Origin of the sequence: Achromobacter sp., from assembly GCF_050285585.1 — a bacterium.
In the GTDB taxonomy this organism is placed as follows: domain Bacteria; phylum Pseudomonadota; class Gammaproteobacteria; order Burkholderiales; family Burkholderiaceae_B; genus Achromobacter.
In genome coordinates, this window is sequence record NZ_JBLZXF010000007.1 from 103,975 (window position 1) to 118,388 (window position 14,414).

The 14,414-nt window shown below is 67.6% G+C and carries 15 protein-coding genes; 7 read left to right on the forward strand and 8 right to left on the reverse strand.

What is annotated here, in order from left to right:
* Positions 1 to 19: 19 nt before the first annotated feature.
* A complete protein-coding gene (locus tag ACN6PJ_RS12335) occupies positions 20 to 946 on the forward strand; it encodes a LysR substrate-binding domain-containing protein (protein WP_427996155.1) in 927 nt (308 codons plus the stop codon).
* Here ACN6PJ_RS12335 and ACN6PJ_RS12340 read toward each other — a convergent pair.
* The 3 genes from ACN6PJ_RS12340 to ACN6PJ_RS12350 are packed head-to-tail and all read right to left on the reverse strand — an operon-like array spanning position 943 to position 4,318.
* Positions 943 to 1,572 carry a malonic semialdehyde reductase gene (locus ACN6PJ_RS12340; protein WP_427996156.1) on the reverse strand — a complete coding sequence of 210 codons (630 nt, stop codon included), beginning with the start codon at positions 1,570 to 1,572 and terminating at the stop codon, positions 943 to 945. The genes ACN6PJ_RS12335 and ACN6PJ_RS12340 overlap by 4 nt on opposite strands.
* On the reverse strand, positions 1,565 to 3,280 hold the full coding sequence (locus ACN6PJ_RS12345; protein ID WP_427996157.1) for an N-acyl-D-amino-acid deacylase family protein: 1,716 nt from the start codon (positions 3,278 to 3,280) through the stop codon (positions 1,565 to 1,567). Before ACN6PJ_RS12345 ends, ACN6PJ_RS12340 begins: the two co-directional genes overlap by 8 nt.
* A gap of 27 nt (positions 3,281 to 3,307) precedes the next feature.
* On the reverse strand, positions 3,308 to 4,318 hold the full coding sequence (locus ACN6PJ_RS12350; protein ID WP_427996158.1) for a Bug family tripartite tricarboxylate transporter substrate binding protein: 1,011 nt from the start codon (positions 4,316 to 4,318) through the stop codon (positions 3,308 to 3,310).
* Between the two features lie 161 nt (positions 4,319 to 4,479).
* On the opposite strand from ACN6PJ_RS12350, the gene ACN6PJ_RS12355 reads away from it, so the two are divergent.
* Positions 4,480 to 5,433: a LysR family transcriptional regulator gene (locus tag ACN6PJ_RS12355; RefSeq protein WP_427996159.1), complete on the forward strand. Its 954-nt coding sequence runs from the start codon at positions 4,480 to 4,482 to the stop codon at positions 5,431 to 5,433.
* 7 nt (positions 5,434 to 5,440) lie between these two features.
* Here the strand turns inward: ACN6PJ_RS12355 and ACN6PJ_RS12360 are convergent, their stop codons facing one another.
* The 5 genes from ACN6PJ_RS12360 to ppk2 form a co-directional block, all read right to left on the reverse strand.
* Positions 5,441 to 5,908 (reverse strand): DUF1801 domain-containing protein, encoded by a 468-nt coding sequence (locus ACN6PJ_RS12360; RefSeq protein ID WP_427996160.1) that lies wholly within the window; start codon positions 5,906 to 5,908, stop codon positions 5,441 to 5,443.
* A gap of 29 nt (positions 5,909 to 5,937) precedes the next feature.
* Entirely contained in the window at positions 5,938 to 6,384 is a 447-nt protein-coding gene (locus ACN6PJ_RS12365) for an SRPBCC family protein (protein WP_427996161.1), read from the reverse strand.
* Between the two features lie 104 nt (positions 6,385 to 6,488).
* Positions 6,489 to 7,217, reverse strand: coding sequence for a TerC family protein (locus ACN6PJ_RS12370; RefSeq protein WP_427996162.1), 729 nt, complete (start codon positions 7,215 to 7,217; stop codon positions 6,489 to 6,491).
* 135 nt (positions 7,218 to 7,352) lie between these two features.
* Positions 7,353 to 7,607: an RNA-binding protein gene (locus ACN6PJ_RS12375; RefSeq protein ID WP_427996163.1), complete on the reverse strand. Its 255-nt coding sequence runs from the start codon at positions 7,605 to 7,607 to the stop codon at positions 7,353 to 7,355.
* Positions 7,608 to 7,650: 43 nt separating this feature from the next.
* Positions 7,651 to 8,478, reverse strand: coding sequence for a polyphosphate kinase 2 (ppk2, locus tag ACN6PJ_RS12380; protein ID WP_427996164.1), 828 nt, complete (start codon positions 8,476 to 8,478; stop codon positions 7,651 to 7,653).
* A gap of 399 nt (positions 8,479 to 8,877) precedes the next feature.
* Between ppk2 and ACN6PJ_RS12385 the strand changes: the two genes are divergently transcribed.
* The 5 genes from ACN6PJ_RS12385 to nadA all read left to right on the forward strand — a co-directional run bounded on the left by ACN6PJ_RS12385 (position 8,878) and on the right by nadA (position 14,383).
* Positions 8,878 to 10,422, forward strand: coding sequence for an efflux transporter outer membrane subunit (locus ACN6PJ_RS12385; protein WP_427996165.1), 1,545 nt, complete (start codon positions 8,878 to 8,880; stop codon positions 10,420 to 10,422).
* The gene (locus ACN6PJ_RS12390) at positions 10,415 to 11,530 is read left to right on the forward strand and encodes an HlyD family secretion protein (protein ID WP_427996166.1); all 1,116 of its coding nucleotides are present in this window, start codon (positions 10,415 to 10,417) and stop codon (positions 11,528 to 11,530) included. Before ACN6PJ_RS12385 ends, ACN6PJ_RS12390 begins: the two co-directional genes overlap by 8 nt.
* Complete coding sequence (locus tag ACN6PJ_RS12395) at positions 11,520 to 12,587, forward strand: DUF2955 domain-containing protein (protein WP_427996167.1); 1,068 nt, start codon at positions 11,520 to 11,522, stop codon at positions 12,585 to 12,587. The genes ACN6PJ_RS12390 and ACN6PJ_RS12395 overlap by 11 nt, the downstream gene beginning before the upstream one ends.
* A gap of 13 nt (positions 12,588 to 12,600) precedes the next feature.
* Positions 12,601 to 13,098, forward strand: coding sequence for a transporter suffix domain-containing protein (locus ACN6PJ_RS12400; RefSeq protein WP_427996168.1), 498 nt, complete (start codon positions 12,601 to 12,603; stop codon positions 13,096 to 13,098).
* Positions 13,099 to 13,243: 145 nt separating this feature from the next.
* Positions 13,244 to 14,383 (forward strand): quinolinate synthase NadA, encoded by a 1,140-nt coding sequence (nadA, locus tag ACN6PJ_RS12405; protein WP_427996169.1) that lies wholly within the window; start codon positions 13,244 to 13,246, stop codon positions 14,381 to 14,383.
* Positions 14,384 to 14,414: the final 31 nt, after the last annotated feature.

Consider the following 14,414-nt stretch of genomic DNA (forward strand, 5'->3'; position numbering starts at 1 on the left):
AAACACCCGGGGAGCGGGGATGGACCGTTTCGATGCGATGCAGGCGTTCGCGCGCGTGGTGGAAACCGGCAGCTTCACGAAGGCCGCGGAGACGCTCCACCTGAGCAAGACCAGCGTTACGCAGCTGGTCCAGCAACTGGAGGCGCGGTTGCGGGTGCGTCTGCTGAACCGCACCACGCGCAAGGTCAACGTCACGGCCGACGGCGCGGCCTACTACGAACGCGTGCTGCGCCTGCTTGCCGACCTGGACGACGCCGAGACCAGCCTGTCGGGCGCCTCGTCCCAGCCGCGGGGGCGGCTGCGGGTCGACGTGCCCAGTCCGCTGGCCCGCCTGGTGCTCGTGCCCGCGCTGCCGGCGTTCCATGCCCGCTATCCCGACATCCAGCTCGACATGGGCGTGAGCGATCGCATCGTCGACTTGATCGACGAGAACGTGGACTGCGTCGTGCGGGGCGGCGACATGGCCGACCAGTCGCTGATGGCGAGGCGCGTGGCCGATCTGCGGCTTGGCGTCTACGCGGCGCCCGCCTATCTGGAGCGCGCCGGTCCGCCTTCGCATCCGGCCGAGCTGGAAGACACGCATCACCGCATCGTGGGCTTTCTGTGGTCGCGCACGGGCAAGGCCTTTCCGTACGCCATGCGCCGTGGCGGCGAGCGCATCCACGTGCAGGGGCGCCATGTGCTGGCGGTCGACGATGGCAATGCCTACCTGGCTGCCGGCCTGGCCGGGCTTGGTGTGCTCTGGCTGCCGGACTACATGTCGCGGCCCCACGTCGACAGCGGCGAGCTTGTGCCGTTGTTCCAGGACTGGCGGCTCGATCCGATGCCGATGTACGTGGCGTTTCCGCCGAACCGCCACGTCAGCGCCAAGCTGCGCGTGTTCATGGACTGGATCACCGGACTGATGGGACAGTACGCGCCGGCGGCGGCCCCCGATCGAGACTAGGCCAGCGCGCAGGCTTCTTCGAATGGCAGCCTTGGCAGCCTCGCGCGCATGGGCGCCGGGGATACGTAGCCCAGGTTGCATAGAAAGCTCACCTCCGCGCGTCCGCCGGGGAAGTAGCGCTTCGTCACCGCGTCCGCATCGAAGCCTCCCATGGGGCCGCAATCCAGTCCCAGGGCGCGGGCGGCGATGATGAAGTAGCCATGCTGCAGGCTCGCGTTGCGCAGCGCGGCGTCGCGCGTGGCGGCCGGGCTTGCGGTGAACCAGCTGCGCGCTTGAGGCTGGTGCGGGTAGAGGACGCCCAGCCGCTCATGGAAATGCAGGTCGCAGGCAAGCACGGCCGTCACCGGCGCAAGCCGCGTCTGCTCGCGGTTGCCCGCGTCCAGCAGCGGCAACAGTGCCGCCTTGCCGGCGGCGCTTTGCACGAACACGATCCTGGCGGGCTGGCAATTCGCCGACGTAGGGCCCATGCACATGAGCCGGTAGAGTTCGCGCAGCAGCGCCGGCGCGACCGGCCGCTCCTGCCAGGCGCGGACAGTCCTGGCCTGGAGGAACAGCCGGTCGAGGCCGGCGTCGGCCTGCGGACTGGACCATGCGGCGGCGTCCGGCGCAATCCGGCCGTCAGCCATGCTGCCGCCTCGCGCCGCGCAGGAGCTTGCCGGGCAGCGCGCCGGTGGCCGTCCCGCCCTCGAAGATCGGAATCCCGCCGACCAGCGTCGCCAGATAGCCGTCGGCGCGCTGGACGAGGCGCCGGCCGCCGCCCGGCAGGTCGAACACCATCTCGGGGCAGTGCACCCTCACCGCGTCGGGATCGATGATGTTGAGGTCCGCTTTGTAGCCCGGACGCAGCAGGCCGCGGTCGAGCAGCCCGTAGACGCTGGCGGTGTCGCGCGTCTGGCGCTTGACCACGTGCTCCAGGCCCAGCAGCGGGCCGCGGCGGCGATCGCGGGTCCAGTGGCTCAGCATGAAGGTCGGCATGCTCACGTCGCAGATGTAGCCGCAGTGCGCGCCGCCGTCGGAAAGGCTGTTCACCGTGTTGGGATGCTGCATCAGCTGATGCAGATGGTCGAGGTTCTCGTACGAATAGTTGAACGACGGGTAGTAGAGGATAGCCTGGCCATCGTTCTCCAGCATGAGGTCGTAGACGATTTCCAGCGGCGGTCGGCCGCTGCGGCGCGCCATGGCGGCCACGCTTTCCTCGGGCGGCGGCTCGTAGTCGGGATCGCTGCCCAACCGGTAGATCTTGTGGAAGCTGCTGAACAGCGTTTCGGCGCGGCGGTCGAGCAGGCCGCGCTGCTCGTTCATGATCCGGCCGCGGGTGCCGGGGTCGCGCAGCCGGGCGAGCTTCTCGGCCAGCGGCAGGGCATGCAGGGCCTGGTAGCTGGGGTGCGCGATGAATGGATGCAGCGAGCTCTGCCACGAAAACAGGATGCCCAGGGGCCGTCCGCTGATGCCGGCCAGCAGCGGCACGCCCTCCTCGCGCGCGCGGTCCAGGCTGCGCACGATCTGCTTCCAGACGTCGGGCGCGCCGTCCGTCTGCTGCAGGTTGAACAGCACCGGCAGGCGGTTGTGGCGCGCCAGTTGTTCCAGCCAGGGGATTTCGCCTTCCATCGCGGGATGGTTCGCCGTCATCTGGAACACGCCGTGGCCCACCTCGCCCATGACCGAGCCCAGCGCGGTGATTTCCTCGCCGGTGGCGAAGGTGCCGGGCGGATACTTGCGCTCGTCGTACTTGTGCAGGAACGTGCGCGACGTGGAAAACCCCACCGCGCCGGCGAGCAGCGCTTCGCGCACCACCTCGCGCATGGCGATCAGGTCGGCGGGCGAGGCCTCATCGTGGTGGATGGCGCGCTCGCCCATCACGTAGGCCCGCACGGCGCTGTGCGGGACCTGCGCGCCCACGTCCAGCGCCTTGGGGCGGCGGTCCAGCGCGTCCAGATATTCGGGGAAGGTTTCCCAATCCCACTGGATGCCCTCGGACAGCACCGAGCCGGGAATGTCCTCCACGCCCTCCATGACCTTGATGAGCCAGTCGCGGCGATCGGGCTTCACCGGGGCGAAGCCCACGCCGCAATTGCCCATGATGGCCGTGGTGACGCCATGCCAGGTGGACGGGCTGAGGTAGGGATCCCAGGTGGCCTGGCCGTCGTAGTGGGTGTGGATGTCCACCCAGCCCGGCGCCACCAGGCAGCCGTCGGCCCGGATCTCGCGCCGGCCCGCGGCGGCCTTGCCTTGCGCCTGGACGACGAGGCCGCCGTCTATTGCGATGTCCCCGGCGTGGCGGGGCTGGCCCGAACCATCGACGATCGTGCCGCCGCGTATGACCAGATCATGCATTGCGCTCTCCTTTCGACTCGCGCGGGATTATTGGAGGACCAGACCGATGCGCCGGATCACGGCGCCCCAGCGGTCGCTGTCCTTCCGGACGATCTGCGAGAATTCCTTCGGCCCCGCGCCGCTCACTTCGTTGCCTTGCGACACGATGCTCTGGGTCACCTCCGGGCTGTCCAGCGCCTCGCGGAACACCTGGGCCACGCGTTCGGCCAGCGCGGGAGGCATGTCGCCGGGGCCGAAGATGCCTTGCCAGCCGACGATGTCCAGGCCGGAAATGCCCTGTTCCTTCAAGGTCGGCAGGTCCGGCAGCACGCTCAGGCGGCGATCGGTGGCGGGGCCCAGCAGCTTGACCTTGCCGGCGCGCGCGTTCTCCACGGCGGTCGCGGTGCCGTCGAAATAGATCTGCACTTCGCCGGCCAGCAGCGCGCGGCTGGCGTCGGCGGTGCCCTTGTAGGGCACGTGCACGATGTCGATGCCGGTCTGCTGCTTCAGGATCTCGCCATTGAGGTGCGAGGTGGATCCCAGGCTGTACGAGGCGAAGTTCAGCTTGCCTGGGTTGGCCCGCGCATAGTCGATCATTTCGGCCGTCGTCGAGAAGGGCGCATTCTTGTTGGCGACCAGCACCGTTGCCGAGCGCACTACCTGCAGAACGGGCGTGAAGTCCTTGACCGGGTCGTACGGCAGTTTTTTGTACAGATGCGGGTTCTGGGTATGCGTGACGACGATGGTGTAGAGCAGGGTGTAGCCGTCGGGATTGGCGCGCGCCACTTCCTGCGCGCCGATCATGGTGCCCGCGCCGGGCTTGTTGTCCACGATCACCGGCGCGCCCGTCCGCTGCGTAACCTTCATTGCCAGCATGCGCGCCAGGGAGTCCGACCCCGATCCGGCCGGAAACGGCACTACCAGTCGGATGGGCTTGCCGCCGCCAGGCCATGGCGGCGCCTGCGTGGCGGGCGCCGCCGCTGCCGAAAGACAGGCCATGGCGCCCAGCATTGCGGCGCCGCCTCTGCCCAACAACTTCAGAAAACGCTTGCGGTTCATGTTGTCTCCTCCTGGGGGTAGGCAATGTCGCGCATTGCTCTGGATTGCGGTTCACCACAGGGCGGCCGGTGCTGCATTTTTTCCGTCGCGGCAACTTGTTTTAGTCTTGCCATTGATCGGAATCAAATGCATATTTAGCCCATTCCTGATGAGAAAAACGCATGAGCCTTTCGATTCGCTCGCTCCAGCACTTTGCGGTGCTCGCGGAGGAAAAACACTATTCGCGCGCCGCGCAGCGGCTGCACCTGACGCAGTCCGCGCTGACCCGCAGCATTCAGGCCCTGGAAGACTCCCTGGGCCTGGTGCTGGTCGACCGCGCGTCCACGGGCGTCGTGCCCACGCAGGCCGGGCGCACCGTGCTGGAACGCGCCCAGCGCATCCTGGGGGAAACCCGCGACCTGCGCCGCGAGGCCGAATTGATCCGCGGCCACGACACCGGGCGGGTGAACCTGGGAATTGGCGTGTTTCCCGCGGCCGGGTTCCTGTCGCCGCTGCTGGTGCGCATTGCGCGCGAGCATCCGGGCCTGAGTGTGCACGTGGAGGTGGAGAGCTGGCAGCGCCTGCTGGACAAGCTGCTGCAGGACAAACTGGATTTCGCGGTGGCGGTCACGCATAGCCTGCCTCCGCCGGACGATTTCGCGGCGCGGCCGCTTCCGCCCCAGCACGGCGGCCTGTTCACGCGCGCCGGCCATCCCCTGCAAAGCGTCGCCAGGCCGCGGCTGCGCGCCGCGCTGGGACAGTACCGCCTGGCGGCCACCGACCTGCCGCCGCGCGCCCGCGAATACCTGGCGCGCCTCTACCAGGTGGCGCGCCAGGACGCATTGCCGATCGCCTTCGAATGCGACAGCGTCGCCGCGCTGCGGGACGTGGCCCTGGGCAGCGATGTCGTGCTCTTCTGCACGCGCGAGGCCATCGCGGCCGAACTGGAGCAGGGCTTGCTCGCCCCGCTGCCGCTGGCTTATCCGGCCACCGGCCAGCTGACCCACAGCGTCATCCACCGCGCCCGCCGCACGTTGTCCCCGACCGCCGAGCGCGTCATCGAGCTGGTGCAGGAGCTCTTGGCGGAGGCGGCGCCGCGCGCCCCGGCCAGGAAGCCCCGCCGGCCGCGTTCCTAGCGCGCGTTCACATCCGTTCGCCGGGAAGCGCGCTGGCCTGCTTCACCCAGTCCATGAACAGGGCTTCGTCCAGCGTATCGTCCTCGCGGATGTCGAGATAGCGGGTGCCTCGCGTCTTGGAGGCGCCGGGCGGGACGGGCCGCAGCGCCGCGCCCTGGAAAAAGGCCACCTTCACATATTTCGTGAAGCAATGGATGCTGAGAAACCAGCCCTGGCCGTCCATGCCGTACAGCGGCGAATTCCACTTGACCGCCTTGCGCACGCCGGGAACCGCGCGCACGATGAGCGCGTCGAGGCGGCGGCCCAGCCCGCTTTTCCAGCCGGGCATGGCGGCGATGTAGGCCTGCACCGGCGCGTCGCCGTCGCCCTTGGGGATCTGCGGGTTGCCGCCGGACAGCAGGACAGGCGGTCCGTCCGTTGCGCCGGCGGCCTTTGCCGCCTTTGCCGGCTTGGCCGGCCGCTTGTCGTCGGTCATGTTTCGGCTCCTTGGGCCACGGCCGGCGCTCAGTCCGGAATATCGGGCTCGACCAGGCGCTTCAGCTGGTCCAGGGAATCCTGCCAGCCCAGATAGCACATTTCGGTGGGAATCACCTCGGGTATGCCTTCCTGGCGTATGGTGATTTCCGTGCCGCAGGAAACCTGCCGCAGCGTGATGCTCGTCTGCATCTGGCCCGGCAGGTTCGGGTCGTCGAACTGGTCCGAGTAGCGGATCTTCTCGTTCGGAATGAGTTCCAGATACTCGCCGCCGAAGTCGTGGCTCTTGCCGCTTCCGAAGTTGCGGAACGACATCTTGTGCGTGCCGCCGACCTTGGCGTCCAAGTGATGGACCAGGCAGGTATAGCCGTAGGGAGGAAGCCAGCGCGCAACGGCGTCGGGCTCCAGGAAGGCCCGGTAGATGCGCTCGGGGGGCGCGCACATGACGCGATGGAGATTGACAGTGCCGGTAGTCATGGTGAGTCCGCCTTTCAGAAAGTTGTGCGTACTGACACGACGTACCAGTGGACCGGAAATCGACAGGGGTGGCCCTGGGGAAAACCCTCGGTATGCATATTCCGTTACGAAGTCGACGCGTGCTCCTCCCCTGCAGGGCGGTTCCGTCGCCGCCGGGCGGCAAGCCATTTGCCCGCCGCCACGACCAGCAGCGCGCCCGCCGATTCGACCGCCATCTTGAGCAGCGGCGCGGGCTGGCCCCAGCGTTCGACGATGAAGATATCGGTGATCAGCATGCCGCCCGCGATCCAGCCCAGCAGCCCGGCGCCCAGCGTGACGGCCACCGGGAAGCGGTCTATCAGCTTCAGGACGAGGGTGCTGCCCCAGACAATGATGGGCACGCTCACGCACAGCCCGAAGATGACGTAGTACAGCTGGTGGTCGGCCTGGGTGTTCTGCGCGGCGCCTGCTATGGCGATGACGTTGTCCAGGCTCATCGCGAAATCGGCCAGGATGATGGTCTTGATGGCCGACAGCACGGTCGTGCCGCCGGCGATGTTCCCGTGCGCGTCTTCCTCCGGCGCCAGCAGCTTGATGCCGATCCACACCAGCAGGAGGCAGCCCAGCGCCTTCAGGAAGGGGATGTCCAGCAGCACGAGCGCGAAGGCGATCAGCAGTATCCGAAGCAGGACCGCGCCTGCGGTGCCCCAGAGTATGCCCCTGATGCGCTGGCGGGCCGGAAGGTTGCGGCAGGCCAGCGCTATCACCACGGCGTTATCGCCGCCAAGCAGGATATCGATGAGAATGATCTGGAATATGGCGCCCCAATGGAACGTCTCGATGGCCTCGAGCATAGGTATCCCGCCGAAAAGAACGATGGAGCGCCGTGCATTGCGCCACCCGTGAAGGCGGCGCCCGCCCGGCGCGTTTTTGGTTCATTCTAGGCAAGAGGGGCCGGGGATCCGCGAGTACTGGCGCTGCGTTCATGGTTATGGGATCGGTTCTCTCATGACTAGCACGGATAGCGTGCGGTCCTTCCAGAAAACCTGGTGGATGCGAGGCGCCAGGGCGCGCAGGGCCGCGGCGCTGCAATCGTCGAAAGTCACCAGGACCGCGGGCCGTTCCCCGGTGCTGGGAACGCGTTGGATGCGGTCGAACGAGGGAAAGCCGTACTTCAGGAGAAAATGCCTGATGTCTTCGTCGGAGGTGCTTTCCTCCACATGGTTGATCAGTAGCTCGGCCAAGATGGTATCTCCTTGGTGTGCGGGCCAGCCCGCGCGGCGTCGTTCAGAACAACTCGGGAACGCGCCGGGGCTGGCGAGTGGGTTCGCGGTAGTCTCCAGGTTTCTGCCGCTTCGGCAGCTTGACCTTGACCCGGGGCAGCGGCTTGTAAGGGATGCTTGCGAGCAGATGGCTGATGATGTTCAGGCGCACCCGCTTTTTGTCGTTGGACTGCGCAACGAACCACGGCGATATGTCGGTGTCGGACGCCAGGAACATATCGTCGCGCGCGCGGGAGTAGTCGTACCAGCGGCTGTACGAATCCAGGTCCAGCTTGGAGAGTTTCCAGACCTTGCGCTCGTCGTTGATGCGGGCCTGCAGCCGGCGCGTCTGTTCTTCCTCGCTGACCTCGAGCCAGTATTTCAAGAGGAGCACCCCGGAACCGATGATGGCGCGCTCGACCAGCGGAACGGCCCTGAGGAAGATCTTGACCTCTTCCTTGGAGCAGAATCCCATCACGCGTTCGACGCCGGCGCGGTTGTACCAGCTTCGGTCGAAGATCACGATCTCGCCCGCCGCCGGCAAGTGCGGAAGATAGCGCTGCATGTACATCTGCGTCTTCTCGCGGTCGGAGGGCGCGGGCAGGGCGATCACGCGGAATACGCGCGGGCTCACGCGTTCCGTGATCGCCTTGATCGTTCCGCCTTTGCCGGCGCCGTCGCGGCCTTCGAACACGATGCAGACCTTGGCGCCTGTCCTCACCACCCATTCCTGCAGCTTGACCAGTTCGACGTGCAGGCGCGCGAGCTCCTTTTCGTAGGCCTTCGCCGATAGGCTGGCCTGGGCCTGGGCGGGCCGTTCGTCCTGTCCTGCTGCCTTCTTGCGAGCGTTCATGATGGCACTCCGGAGAGCACTGCGGGGAACTTGCAGATCGTGGCGCGATTTCGAATTTAGCGCCAACCGCAAGGCGTTGTACATGGGCTGAAATGGGGAGGAGGGCAGGACCAGGCGCGGCGCGGTTCTTATCGCTCCCATCCGTTCCTGTTTCCCCCCTGGCGAGAAGCAGAAAAGGTCAATAGAATCATCTGGCACGTTGAAATCCCGTCACGCAACCTGGGCGTCCCGCCAAGGAGAACAGGCCTCTTTCGATTTCGACCGCCCGGCGTGCGAGCGGCCGGCAGGAAATGCCGGACGGCCGCGGCCCGGGTCCCCTGGCGTCCATGCGGCGTGACCGGCTTGCCGGGGCCGCGGCCGGCGCCGTAGCGGTTAGGTGCTAGACCGACCGGATAACCGATGTCGCTGCGGACTTGTTCGAATCGGCTGCTGCTGATCGGCGCACTCTGCCTCAGCGGTTGCGTGCAACTCGGACCAGACTTCGAGCCCCAGCGCGAAGCCTGGACGCGGGGCTGGAATACGCCGGCGCTCCAGCAGGCCAGCCGGGAAGGCCCGCAGCCGGACGCCCGGCAGTGGTGGCGGATATTCGACGACCCCGTCCTCGAACGCCTGATCGCCCAGGCAGACGCCGACAACGCGGGCCTGAGGATCGCCGGCCTGCGCATCATGGAGGCCCGCGCCCAGCTCGGCATCGCCCGCAGCGGCCGCTATCCGCAGGTGCAGGTGCTTGGCGCCGACACGCTGTACACGCGCCGGTCGTCGCGTTCGGCCGAAGGCAATCCCCGCCCCAGCAGCTTCTGGCAGTACAGCGCGGGGTTCGACATCGGCTGGGAACTGGATTTCTGGGGGCGGTTCAGCCGCGCCATAGAGTCCGCGGACGCGGCGTATTTCGAGGCGCAGGCCAATCGTGAAGATGTACTGGTGCTGCTGCACGCCCAGGTGGCCGACAGTTACTTCACGCTGCGCACCGCCGAGGCGCGGCTGCGGATCGCCCGCGGCAACGCCGCCATCCAGAAGCGTAGCTACGAGATCACGCAGCGGCTTTACGCCAGCGGCGAAAGCGACGAACTGGACCTGCAGCAGGCCAAGACTCAGTATCTTGCCACGCTGGGTTCGATCCCCGAATTCGAAAGCCAGATCATGCGGGCGCGCAACGCCCTGGCCGTGCTCGTAGGGCGCGCGCCGGGCCCCATCGCGGAACTGGCCGAGAAAGAGGCCGTCGTTCCCCTGGTCGACCGCGTCGTATTGCAGGACGTTCCCGCCAATCTGCTATTGCGCCGTCCCGACATCCGCGCGGCGGAGCTGCGCATCGCCGCGCAGTCGGCGCAGATCGGCGTGGCGCAAGCGGACCTGTATCCCGCGCTGTCCCTGTTGGGAAGCATCGTCTGGTCCGCCACGTCCCTGGCGGGCGCCTCGGGCGGCATGGCGCTGCTGGCGGGTCCCACCCTCAGCTGGAACGTGTTCGACCACGGGCGGTTGCAGAACAATGTGCGCGTCCAGGATGCGCGCCTGCAGCAGCTGATCGTGGCCTATCAGGACGAGGTGCGCCAGGCGGCGCGCGAGGCGGACGACGCGGCCAGCGGCCTGATCAAGGCGCTGGAACGAGACGGCATCCTGCGGCAATCCGCGCAGGCCGCGGAGCGGTCGTTGACGCTGGCCAACGCGCTCTATCGCGAAGGCTATTCGGATTTCCAGCGCGTGCTGGACGCCCAGCGCGCGTTGGCCTCCCAGCAGGATGCCTACGTCGCGAACCGCGGCGCGGCCGTGGGCGACCTGATCGCCTTGTACAAGGCGCTGGGCGGCGGCTGGCACAGCGAGGCGCCCTTGCTCGACGCGGCCACCCGCGAGCAGATGCGACGGCGCACCGATTGGGGGGATCTGTTGTCCGAGCCGGCGGACCCTTCCGCCGCGCCACTCGCGCAAAAGGTGCGATCCGATGAGTAAGCCGCCGCCTTCTCAAACTGCGCCGGCAGAGCCCGGTCCGGACCCCGCCAGAAAGGGCGTGGGATGGGTCGTGCTGCTCATCGTGCTGAGCCTTGGCTGGTATCTGCTGGCCGACCGCTACACCCCGTATACCCAGCAGGCGCGGGTCGACGCCTTCGTCATTCCGGTGGCGTCGGAGGTGTCGGGACGCGTGACCAAGGTGTATGTCCACAACAATCAGGATGTGCAGGCCGGCGCGGCGCTGTTCGACGTCGACCCCGAACACTACCGGATCGCCCTGGACCGCGCCCGCGCGGATCTGGAGTCGATGCGCAGGCAGGTCGGCGCGAGCACGGCGGGCATCGATTCGGCCCAGGCCTCGTTGCGCGCCGCGCAGGCCAACGAGCTGAAAGCGAGGCAGGACAGCAGCCGGCTGGAACGGCTGTACCGCGAAGACCGTGGCACGGTCTCGTTGCGGCGCCTGGAAATCGCCCGGGCCAGCCTGGAACAGGCGGTCAGCCAGGTCGCCGCCGCGCGTGCCGAAGTGCAGCGGGCCCGCGAGCAGGAAGGCGGCAGCGACGAAGACAACGCCAAGCTGCGCAGCGCCGCCGCCGCCGTGGAGAAGGCCGAACTGGACCTGGCTAATACCCGGGTGCGCGCGCGGTCGGCTGGACTGGTCACGGACTTGCGCACGGATGCCGGCCAGTTCGCCGCCGCCGGCAATCCGGTCATGACGCTGATTCCCATCCACGACGTCTGGATCAGCGCGGAGATGACGGAGAACAATCTGGGCCACATCGAGCCGGGCACGCCAGTGGGCATCATCCTGGACGCGCTGCCGGGCCGGATCTTCGAGGGCCGCGTGCGCAGCGTCGGATATGGCGTGAATGTGGGGCCGGCCACGCCGCCCGGCAGCCTGCCGACGGTGCAGAACAGCCGCGACTGGCTCCGTCCCGCCCAGCGTTTTCCGGTCATCGTCGAGTTCGACCGCAGCGATCCGCCCAGCCTGCGCGACGTGCGCGTGGGGGGGCAGGCGGAGGTCATGGCGTTTCCCCGCCCCGGCAACCCGCTCAATCCGCTCGGGCGCGCATACCTGCGTCTCATGAGCTGGCTCTCCTATGCCTATTGACGCCATGCCAGCCAGTCTCGATCCCCGCAGCCCGCGCGCCCTGCGACTGGGCGTCGGCACGGCCCTCTGCGTGGTCCTCGGTTTCGGCCTGGATCTGCCCATACCCATGGTCGCGCCAGTCCTTGGCGTGTTCCTGCTTGCATCCATGAACCGCCCCCTCTCCCCCAGGAGCGGACTCGGCCTGATCCTGGCGGTCGTGTTCACCACGGGAACCGGCCTGCTGCTCAGTCCCTTGCTGCGCTACTACCCGTTGGCGGGCGTATTGCTCATCGGCCTCTGCCTGTTCCTGGCGTTTCGCGCAGGCCTGCGCGGCGGCAACAGCCTGGTCTCCCTTTTCCTCGTGATCGGCCTGACCATCATCTCCGCGGCCGGCACCGTCGATTTCCGGCTGGCGGCCCTGGCGGTAGAGGCGCTGGCCAAGGGGCTGCTGGCCGCCGCCGCCGTCCTGGGGTGCTGCCACTGGCTGTTCCCTGAACCCGCCGCCGCGCCGGCCCCGCAACCGGGCCCCGTCCTGCCCGCGGGCGAGGCCGCCAGGATGGCCTTGCGCGCCGCCCTGGTCGTCATGCCTGCCTTTCTGCTGGCGCTGACGGATCCGCTGGGCTACATGCCCATCATCCTGAAATCCGTCAGCCTGGGGCGGCAGAGCTGTGTCACGGCGGCGCATGGCGCGGCGCGCGAACTGCTGGGCTCCACCTTGCTCGGCGGAGCGCTGGCCGTGGCTTTCTGGTGCGCCCTCAGCCTGTGCGTCAGCCTGTGGATGTTCTTCCTGTGGATGCTGCTGTTCGGCCTGCTGGCCGCCCGCAAGCTGTATCGGCTGAGCCCCACGCGGCATCCGCCCAGCTTCTGGCTGAACACGCTGGTGACGCTCGTCATCCTGCTCGGCCAATCGGTGCAGGACAGCGCCGCCGGCAAGGACGTCTACACCGCTTTCGCCGTGCGCATGGGGCTGTTCATCGCCGTCACGCTCTATGCCTGCCTGATGTTGCAGTTGTTCGAACCGCGGCGCCGCGCGCCGCGCCCGCCGGAGCTGTCCGCTCCGGTTTCCTCAGACGCCTGAAAAGGAGTCCGCCATGTCATCGCCAGACAATACGCTCCAGCCAACTCCCTCCACGGGATGGCGCTTCAAGTGCGGCATAGGGCTTTTCATCCTGGCCTTTGCGCTATGGTTCCTCATCCCCATCGCGGCCGCGCTCGACGTGCCGGGCTCCCGCATCGCGGCGCTGACCGGCACCATCTTCATTGCCAACAAGGTACTGCTGTTGACCTGCGTCGCCGTCATGGGCAAAGAGGGTTTCCAGCAGCTCAAGGCCATCGTTTTCGGGCACGCGAAGCGGCTGGCGCCCGTGCAGAAGGTCGGGCCGGTCCGCCACGCCATCGGGCTGGTCATGTTCTTCATCCCCATCCTGACCTCGATGCTGGAACCCTATGTCGACGAACTCTGGCCCGGCCTCAGGCCCGACATGTGGCAGTTGCAGGTCCTGGGAGACATCATGCTGATCGCCAGCTTCTTCGTGCTGGGCGGCGACTTCTGGAGCAAGCTGCGCGCGCTGTTCGTGCGCTCCGTGTGATGGCTCCGCGGGGCAGGCCGGCGTGGCGTGCGATGCCCGCACGGAATAAAAAGGTTGACACGATTTATGCTCAACACTAGCATAAATCGTGGCCTTTTTTTTGACCCATAAATGCTCATTTTGAGTATAAAAAACGGAGACAGTTATGGAAACGCTCATCCCCCGGCCCATCGAGTTCGACCTGCCTGCCGAAGCGGGCTGCCCTGGCGCCGTCGGCCACGCCTGGGCCCGCGTGCCCGAGCCGCTGTCGGCGGCGGAAAATGCGGCCGCCGCGGCGCGGGCGCGCGCGCTGCTGGAACGCGAGGGCGCCGTGCTGGTGGCTCACTACTACGTGGACGCGGCATTGCAGGAACTGGCCGAACAGACTGGAGGCTGCGTCGGCGATTCCCTGGAAATGGCGCGTTTCGGGCGGGACCATCCGGCGCGCACGCTGGCGGTGGCGGGCGTGCGCTTCATGGGGGAAACAGCCAAGATCCTGAGCCCGGGCAAGCGCATCCTGATGCCGGACCTGGACGCCACCTGTTCGCTGGACCTGGGATGTCCGGCCGACGAGTTCGCCGCGTGGTGCGATGCCCATCCCGGCCGCACGGTGGTGGTCTACGCCAATACCAGCGCCGCGGTGAAGGCCAGGGCGGACTGGGTGGTCACCTCGTCCATCGCGCTGGACGTGATCGCCGAGCTGCATGCGCGCGGAGAAAAGATCCTGTGGGCGCCCGACCGGCACCTCGGCGGCTACATCCAGCGCCAGACCGGCGCCGACATGCTGCTGTGGCAAGGCTCCTGCGTCGTGCACGACGAGTTCAAGGGCACGGAGCTGGAGCTGCTGCGGGCCGAACATCCGCAAGCCAGGGTGCTTGCCCATCCCGAGTCTCCCGCGGCCGTGCTGGCCCAGGCGGACGTGGTCGGCTCGACCACCCAGCTGATCGAGGCCGCGCGCAAGCTGGATACCGCCGTCCTGATCGTGGCGACGGACCAGGGCATCCTGCACAAGATGCGGGCGCAGGCGCCCGGCAAGACATTCCTGGCCGCGCCCACCGCGGGCGACAGCGCCACCTGCAAAAGCTGCGCCCACTGCCCCTGGATGGCCATGAACGCCTTGTCCAACCTGGCGGATACGCTGGATGGCGGCCGCAACGAGATCATCCTGGACCCCGCGCTCGGATTGCGCGCCAAGGCCCCGATCGACCGCATGCTGGATTTCGCCGAGCGGCGCAAGCAACGCGTGCAGGCGAGCGGAGACCTGGCCCGCGACACCGCGCTGTTCGCGCGGGTCGGCCCGGCGTAGCGCTGCCTTCATTGCCACCGGAGCGCCGGCG